We start from the raw sequence: 7007 nt of genomic DNA on the forward strand, positions 1-7007 counted from the left end.
TGGGTCCCCCTGTGGGAGCAAAGCTTGCTCGCGAGGCGGCCTGACAGCCGACCTGATTCTCCGGCTGTGCTCAGATCGAATGTGGGAGCGAGCTTGCTCGCGATGGCGGCTTGATTGTCGGCTTATATTTCGTGGGGTTTGGGTACATATCCGTTGCTGCGGTAACGGCCACTTAGGGTTTCGCCCTGACGGCGACTCACTTTTTTTCAGACGCCAAAAAAAGTAAGCAAAAAAGGCTTGCCCCACCACTCGGCACCTCGCCTGGGCTCGGTGTGCCCGAACGCAGGCATTGCTCCGTGGGCCCGCCGCGAAGGACCATCCATGGTCCAGCGCGGCTAATCCGGCATCCATGCCGGATTGCCCACTGCGCAATACCTGCGTTCGGCCAGCGTGGTTAACGGGGCCCCCAGATCAAAAGCTCGCCGAGGCGGCCTTATAGCCGACCTGGTTCTGGCGGCCGTACACCCCGTCAGATCTGTGGCGTCTGAGCAGTGGGAGCAGTGAGCAACCTGTGGGAGCAAAGCTTGCTCGCGACGCGGCCTGACAGCCGACCTGTCGCTTCCGGTTGTACCCAGATCCAACTGTGGGAGCGAGCCTGCTCGCGATGGCGTCAGTCCAGACAACCCAGCCCCTGTAGTCGCATAACGCCAGCAAGTCCTAGGAGATTTCCTTCAAGTTGTAGCGAACTTGGTGAACTTGTCGGGCGCCCGGTTCGTCGCTAGCCTGGGTTTGTCACCTAAAAAAACGGTGACACGGGCGTGCAAGCCGGTTAAAAGACGACGCACAAGCGCTTATGGCGGTTGTGCGTAGGAGATTTCTTCGCGAGGAGACGTCTGCCGGGGTTCCGTCTGCCCGGTCTTGCACACCTGCGTACAACTGCCACCTCATTTGCGTGCAAGCGATAGGGTGTCGGTTCCACTACTACAGATGGAGCTACACAACTATGTACAAAATAACTCCGAATCCGCCAGGAAACCCTGGCCCGATCCCTGACAAATCCTCTAAAACCAAAAAACTCGACGAAGCCGCCGAACGCGCCCTCGACTATTACCTCAACCCCAAACCCACCGACGAAGCATCCGGTCAGGCGTCAACCGCCCAACTCTTCATGGTCGCCCCGGACATCGACACCGAAACCCTGCTGGCCAATGCCTCCGAGGACCTGCTGTCCATCAGCGCCATCGCCGCCGACCTAGCGGATGATGTCGACGGTTCACGCCGCAGCGTGATCCTGGCGATCAGTCGGATGGCCGATGGCGTGCATCTGTTGGTGGAGCGGGCGATGGATCGGCTTGAAGCCCAAGCGTCGGGCTGAAGAGATTCGGGATCGTTCCCACGCTCTGCGTGGGAATGCAGCCAGGGACGCTCTGCGTCCCAAGGGTTGGAACGCGGAGCGTCCCGAGAGGCGTTCCCACGCAAAGCGTGGGAACGATCAGCGTGTCAGATCAACCCCTTCTCATCATCATCGATCAACCGGCTTAGCCCACCCAGGGCTTCCCGTGCCTGGTTGCGGTCCATCAGCTTGGCCTGGGCCGCCGCCGGCAGGTCGGTGACGCGGATGATGCCTTTGCTGGTCAGCACCTGGATCAAGTCGTCGAGTACCCGGATCATTTCCAGGTCGCTCTGCTTCAACTGCTTGAGGCTGTTTTCGACGGCCTGGTTGGCGAACCAGTCCTGGATCTCGTGGTTGTCGGCCGGCAGGGTTTCGGTGGCCTCGGCGTAGGCGGTGGCTTCTACGCGCACCAGCAGGCCTTGTGCATCGCGTTGCACATAAAACATCGGGCATCCCTCATTCAAAAAGCGGCGTCATGCCGGGCAGCATAGGCCAACTGTGCGGGAGTATGGAGGGTGACGACGAAATCGTCATCTCGGGCGCAGCCGTTCGCGACCGCCCCGAAGGGCGGTCGCGCGGTCGTGGTCAGCTGTTGTTGTGATCGATCTTGATGGTTGGGTCGCTGCCGGCGATCAACGAGTTCAGGTTGATGTTCGACCAGTTGTTGCCCTCGAGCTTGATCGTCACGTCTGGCGTTGCCGCCGCATTGCCGGTATTGAACTGGCCGGCACTGCTGACTTGCAGCGACGATACGCCGTCGACCGTGCTGATCTTCAGGAAGTGGTCGATGGTGCTGCCGCTCTCGCCCTGCAACAGATCCCGCAGGTCGATCCGGTCGCCATCAGCGGCCTTGAAGTCCTTGATCACGTCAGTGCCGGTGTCGCCGGCCTTCCAGACAAAGGTATCGCCACCCAGGCCGCCAATGAGGGTGTCATTGCCCTGGCCGCCGATCAGCGTGTCGTTGCCGGTGCCACCGAGCAGGATGTCGTTGCCCTTGCCACCGTCGAGCAAGTCGTTGCCGCCCTGGCCGAAGATGATGTCGTTACCGCCACCCCCCAGCAAGGTGTCGTTGCCATCGTGGGCACCGGACACATCGAACGCGGTGTAGTGCTCGGTGATGTACTGGTGCACGTTGCTGGTGGTGACCTTGCTGGCGTCCACGCCATTCTGCTGGGCGACGAAAGCCTGGATGGCCTGGTAGCCTTCGCCCGCGACACCGTTGAAACTCACCAGGTCGCCGAACAGGATGTCGTTGCCTTCGCCACCATTGACGGTGTCGGAACCGGGCAACGTCGCTTCGGTGTGGCCGATGATCGAGTTGGCCAGGTCTTTGGGGTCAATGTTGGTTTGGGGCGTCTGGTCCGAGTCGTACGGTTTGAGGTCCGCCAGGGTCACGCCATTGTTCAGGCCGATGGCCTCGACGCTGCTCAGGCCTTTCAACAGGGTGAAGCTGGCATTCGAACCTGTCGCGGCCGAGCCGCCGTCGCTCAAGTAAGAGAACTCGAACGTGCCGTTGCCTTCGGCATGTACGGTGCCGACATAGCTGTCATTCCAGTTCTTGCCGTTCTTGGTCGACAGGTACATTTCACCGTCTTCATAGATGGTGTACTTGTGCGTACTGTCGATCGTCTGCGTGTAGAACTTGCCGATGGTGTAGTTGGCCGCGCTCAGCACGTCATCGAGCTTGACCGTACCGTACAGCGTCGGGTTTGTCTGTTCGCCGGCCTGGTAAAGGTTCGGCTGGCCGTCGGTGATGAAGTACGTCAGGTTCTTCGCACCGGTGTTGGCCAGGGCCTGGGTGCTGTTGAAGAAGTTCGCCGTGGTCTTGAACACGTCTTCGTAGTTGGTGTTGCCGCCGGAGACCATCGAGTCGAGTACGTTCTTGAGCAGCGTCAAAGCGTTTGGATCGTTGAGGTTCACCGCAACGGACTTGTTCACCTGGGTGTCGAAATCTGCCACGAAGATGTTCACCGTTCCGGAGTTGCTGCCCAGGCTCTGCTTGAGTGTACTGAACACCGAGCTCAACGAGCTTTTGGCTGCCGCGACGGACGTCGAGCTCATGCTGCCGGAGCTGTCGACCATGAAGGCGATGTTGTAGTTGACGCCCGGTACCACGGTCAGGCCGCCGATGTCGGCGACGACGATGTCGTTGCCGTCGGTGCCGGTCACGTTGTCACTGCCGGAAGTGGCGGTCACCGCGTTGTAGGTCGCCGGGTACACGGTGACCGGGATCTGCGCCGTACTGACTGCCGATCCGCCGAGAGCTTCGGTGGCGGTCGACGTCACGGTGACGTTGAACTGGCCGTTGTAGTAGGTCGGTGGGGTCAGGGTCAGGCTGCCCAGGTTCCAGCCGGTGACCGAGGCTTCGCCGTTGCTGCCCACGGTGGCGGTGTGGCCTGCGCCGTCGCTCAACACGGTGCCTACAGGAATACCGCCGACTTTCACGCTCAGGCTTTCGGAGCCGTCGGTGTCGGTCAGGCCGGTGGTGATCTTCGACAGATGGACGCTGGTGCCTTCGGCGCCTTCGTTGAGCTTGAAGCCGTCGTAGTACCCTTCGCCATTGGTGCCGTGCAGGTCGGACACGGTCACGCCGGCATTCGTCAGGTCGGCCACGCCGGTGTACAGCGGTACGCCGGCACTGCTCAGGTCGACTGGCGTGCTGCCGTTGACCGACAGGTTCACGTCGTAGCTGCCCGGGCCAGTCTGGTTGTGGTGGTAGATATCCAGGGTGTAGTAGCCGCTGGTGGTCGGCGTGAACGAGCCGTTCAACTTGCCGCCCGCGCCCCAGGTAATTGCCGCTACATCCTTGCCGCCGACGGTCACCAGCAGGCTGTCGTCGCCGGTGCCGCTGAAGGTGTAGGTCTTGCCCGCTTCAAGGTAGATCAGGCCCGAGGTTTTCGAGGCGGTGCCCGGGTTCACATTGCTATCGGACTGCACGTTGGTCACGGTGCCGCTGCTGTTCGGCGCGCCGGCGGCATCGATCACCGATTTGAGCGTGCCGGACGGCGCGCCGCTGCCATCGGTGCCCAGGCCCGACAGGCCGGTCCAGACTTCCTTGATCAAACCCGTGGATGTCACGTTGTTACCGGCCACGTTGAGGCTTGGTGCATCGGCGACTGGGGTGATGTCGATTTTCACCGTACCGGTGTTGCCCAGCGTCTGGCCGTCAGTCGGCTGGAAGCTGATCTGTGCGTAATCGGCTTTTTGATCGCCCACGCCGGCCGGGTTGCCGTTGGCGCCGGATTCATTGGCGTCCGGCGTAAAGCGCAGCTTGCCGGCATCGATGTCAGCCTTGGTGAAGTTCTGGTTGTTGGCCACGTCCTTCCAGGTGGCACCGTCCAGGTACTGCAACTTGCCGTCACCCGGCAGACCGGTGATTTTCACGCCCAGGCTTGCCGCAGAATTGTCCACGTCACTGACGCCGAAGGTCGACCAGCCGAGGACCAGCGCAGTGTCTTCGGTGCCGGTCACCGCGCCGCCCGTAGCGACTGGCGCATCGTTGACCCCGACCACGTTTACCGTGGTGGTGGCGGTATTGGAGTAGTTGGCGCCGTCGGTCACGGTCACGGTGATGATGCGCGGTACGCCGCTCGGATCCTCACTGTTGTTGATGAACGTGATGTTCTTGATCTGCTGCATGTAGTCGGCCAGCGTCGCGTTGCCCGACAGGGTCAGCGTGACCGTGCCATTGGTGCTGTTGGCATTGATGCTGATGCCGTTGACGCTGTTGCCCAGGTTCAGCGCATCACCGGGCTGCCGGTTGGTCAACACGATGGTGGCGCCGGTCAGCATTGTGCTGTCCGGGTCCGTGATTTTCAGGTCGGTATCGCCGATGGACACGCCTGGCCCGGTGGTGCCTTCGGTGAAGGTCACCTGGTAGTCAGCACCGGTCTTGCCGCTGGAGTTGTTCGCATCCAGGTCGAGCACCGGCGGCGCATCGTTGTCCAGGATCGAGGTGCTGACGCTGCCGTTGGTGCCGCTGACTGCCAGGTTTTCAAAGTTGCCGCCGGTGGCCGAGTCGATCTTGACCACGAAGTTTTCCGTGCCTTCGGTGATCTTGTCGTCCAGCGTGGCCACGTTGAAAGTGGCGCTGGTGGCGTTGGCCGGGATTTTCACGGTGTAGACGCCGGTGAAGTCCGAGCCGTCGGCGGCGGTACCGCTGTAGACGATCTTGAGCGTGACTTCGGTTTGCGCCGGGTTCGTCAGGCTGACGGTGTAGGTGGCGGCCTGGCCTTCGGTGACTGACGTGCTGCCAGTGATGCTGACGGTGGTGGTGTCGAGGGTGTCGGTGACGTTGGTCACAGCTGGGGTGGTGCTCGGCACCAGGTGCTCGAAGTTGCCGCCCGTTGCGTTGCTGATACTGGCCTCGACCTTGCCGGCGTCTTTGTAGACGTCGTCTTTCGGCGCGTCGACGGTCACGGTGCCAGTGGTCTTGCCGGCGTCAATGTGGATGACGGCGCCGTTGCTCAGTGTGACGTTCACTGGCGAACCGGCGGCGTTGGTCAGGGTCGCGGTGTAGGTGATCTGACCGCCTTCGGCCACCGTGCCGGTGGCGCTCAGGCTCAGGCCGGTGTTTTCCTGGACATCGGTCACCGTGGTGTCGGCAGGCTTGGCGTCGATGTCCAGTTTTTCGTAGTTGCCGCCCTTGGCGTCGTCAATTTTGACGCTGAGGTGATCGCCGCCGGCGAGGGCGTCGTTAGGTGTGATGAAGTTCACCGAAGCGCTGCTTGCGCCGACTGGGATGGTGATGGTTTGGCCGTTGCTCAGTGTTACTACCAGCGGGGCATCAGTCACCGGAGCGTTGACCGACGCGGTGTAGACGACGGTGCCGCCTTCGGCAACGGTCGAAGTCGCGCTGAGCGACACGGTGCTGGTGTCAATGGTATCGGTGACGTTGGTCACGGCTGGCGTAGTGCTTGGCACCAGATGCTCGAAGTTACCGCCTGCCGCTTTATCGATGCTGACCTCAACCTTGCCGGCGTCTTTGTAGACGTCGTCTTTTGGCGCATCAACGGTCACGGTACCGGTGGTCGCACCGGCGGCGATGTTGATGACGGCGCCATTGCTCAAGGTCACAGTGACCGGCGTACCGGCAGCATTGGTCAGAGTGGCGGTGTAAACAATCGAGCCGCCTTCGGTAACGGTATCGGTTGCCGAGAGCGTCAGGCCGGTAGTGTCTTGGGTATCGGTAACGGTGGTGTCGGCAGGCTTAGCGTCGATGTCCAGTTTTTCGTAGTTGCCGCCCTTGGCGTCGTCAATCTTGACGCTCAGGTGGTCGCCGCCGGCGAGGGCGTCGTTTGGCGTGACGAAGTTCACCGAAGCGCTGCTTGCGCCGACTGGGATGGTGATGGTTTGGCCGTTCGACAGGGTGACGATCAACGGAGCATCAGTCACCGGAGCGTTGACCGAAGCGGTGTAGACGACGGTGCCGCCTTCGGCAACGGTCGAAGTCGCGCTGAGCGACACGGTGCTGGTGTCAATGGTATCGGTGACGTTGGTCACGGCTGGCGTAGTGCTTGGCACCAGATGCTCGAAGTTACCGCCAGCGGCTTTGTCGATGCTGACTTCGACTTTGCCGGCGTCTTTGTAGACGTCGTCTTTTGGCGCATCGACGGTGACGGTACCAGTAGTCGCACCGGCAGCGATGTTGATGACGGCGCCGTTGCTCAGGGTG

At 61.6% G+C, this 7007-nt stretch carries 2 protein-coding genes and 1 pseudogene; 1 reads left to right on the top strand and 2 read right to left on the bottom strand.

Annotated elements, in window-relative coordinates; genetic code table 11:
* Positions 1-943: 943 nt before the first annotated feature.
* Positions 944-1315, top strand: coding sequence for a DUF6124 family protein (locus tag J7E36_RS17905; protein ID WP_215005584.1), 372 nt, complete (start codon positions 944-946; stop codon positions 1313-1315).
* Between the two features lie 125 nt (positions 1316-1440).
* Here J7E36_RS17905 and J7E36_RS17910 read toward each other — a convergent pair whose 3' ends face one another.
* Together J7E36_RS17910 and J7E36_RS17915 are read right to left on the bottom strand one after the other, a co-directional pair.
* Positions 1441-1779: a tryptophan synthase subunit beta gene (locus tag J7E36_RS17910; RefSeq protein ID WP_215005587.1), complete on the bottom strand. Its 339-nt coding sequence runs from the start codon at positions 1777-1779 to the stop codon at positions 1441-1443.
* Positions 1780-1918: 139 nt separating this feature from the next.
* Positions 1919-7007: pseudogene (locus J7E36_RS17915) on the bottom strand (LapA family giant adhesin); the annotation flags it as partial.

It is taken from the genome of Pseudomonas fluorescens, assembly GCF_018614775.1.
GTDB classification, from domain to species: Bacteria; Pseudomonadota; Gammaproteobacteria; order Pseudomonadales; family Pseudomonadaceae; genus Aquipseudomonas; species Aquipseudomonas fluorescens_BY.

Excerpts from the sequence above, each read along its gene's own strand:
- J7E36_RS17905 (WP_215005584.1), top strand. The coding sequence starts at position 944 with ATGTACAAAATAACTCCGAATCCGCCAGGAAACCCTGGCCCGATCCCT.
- J7E36_RS17910 (WP_215005587.1), bottom strand. The coding sequence starts at position 1,779 with ATGTTTTATGTGCAACGCGATGCACAAGGCCTGCTGGTGCGCGTAGAA.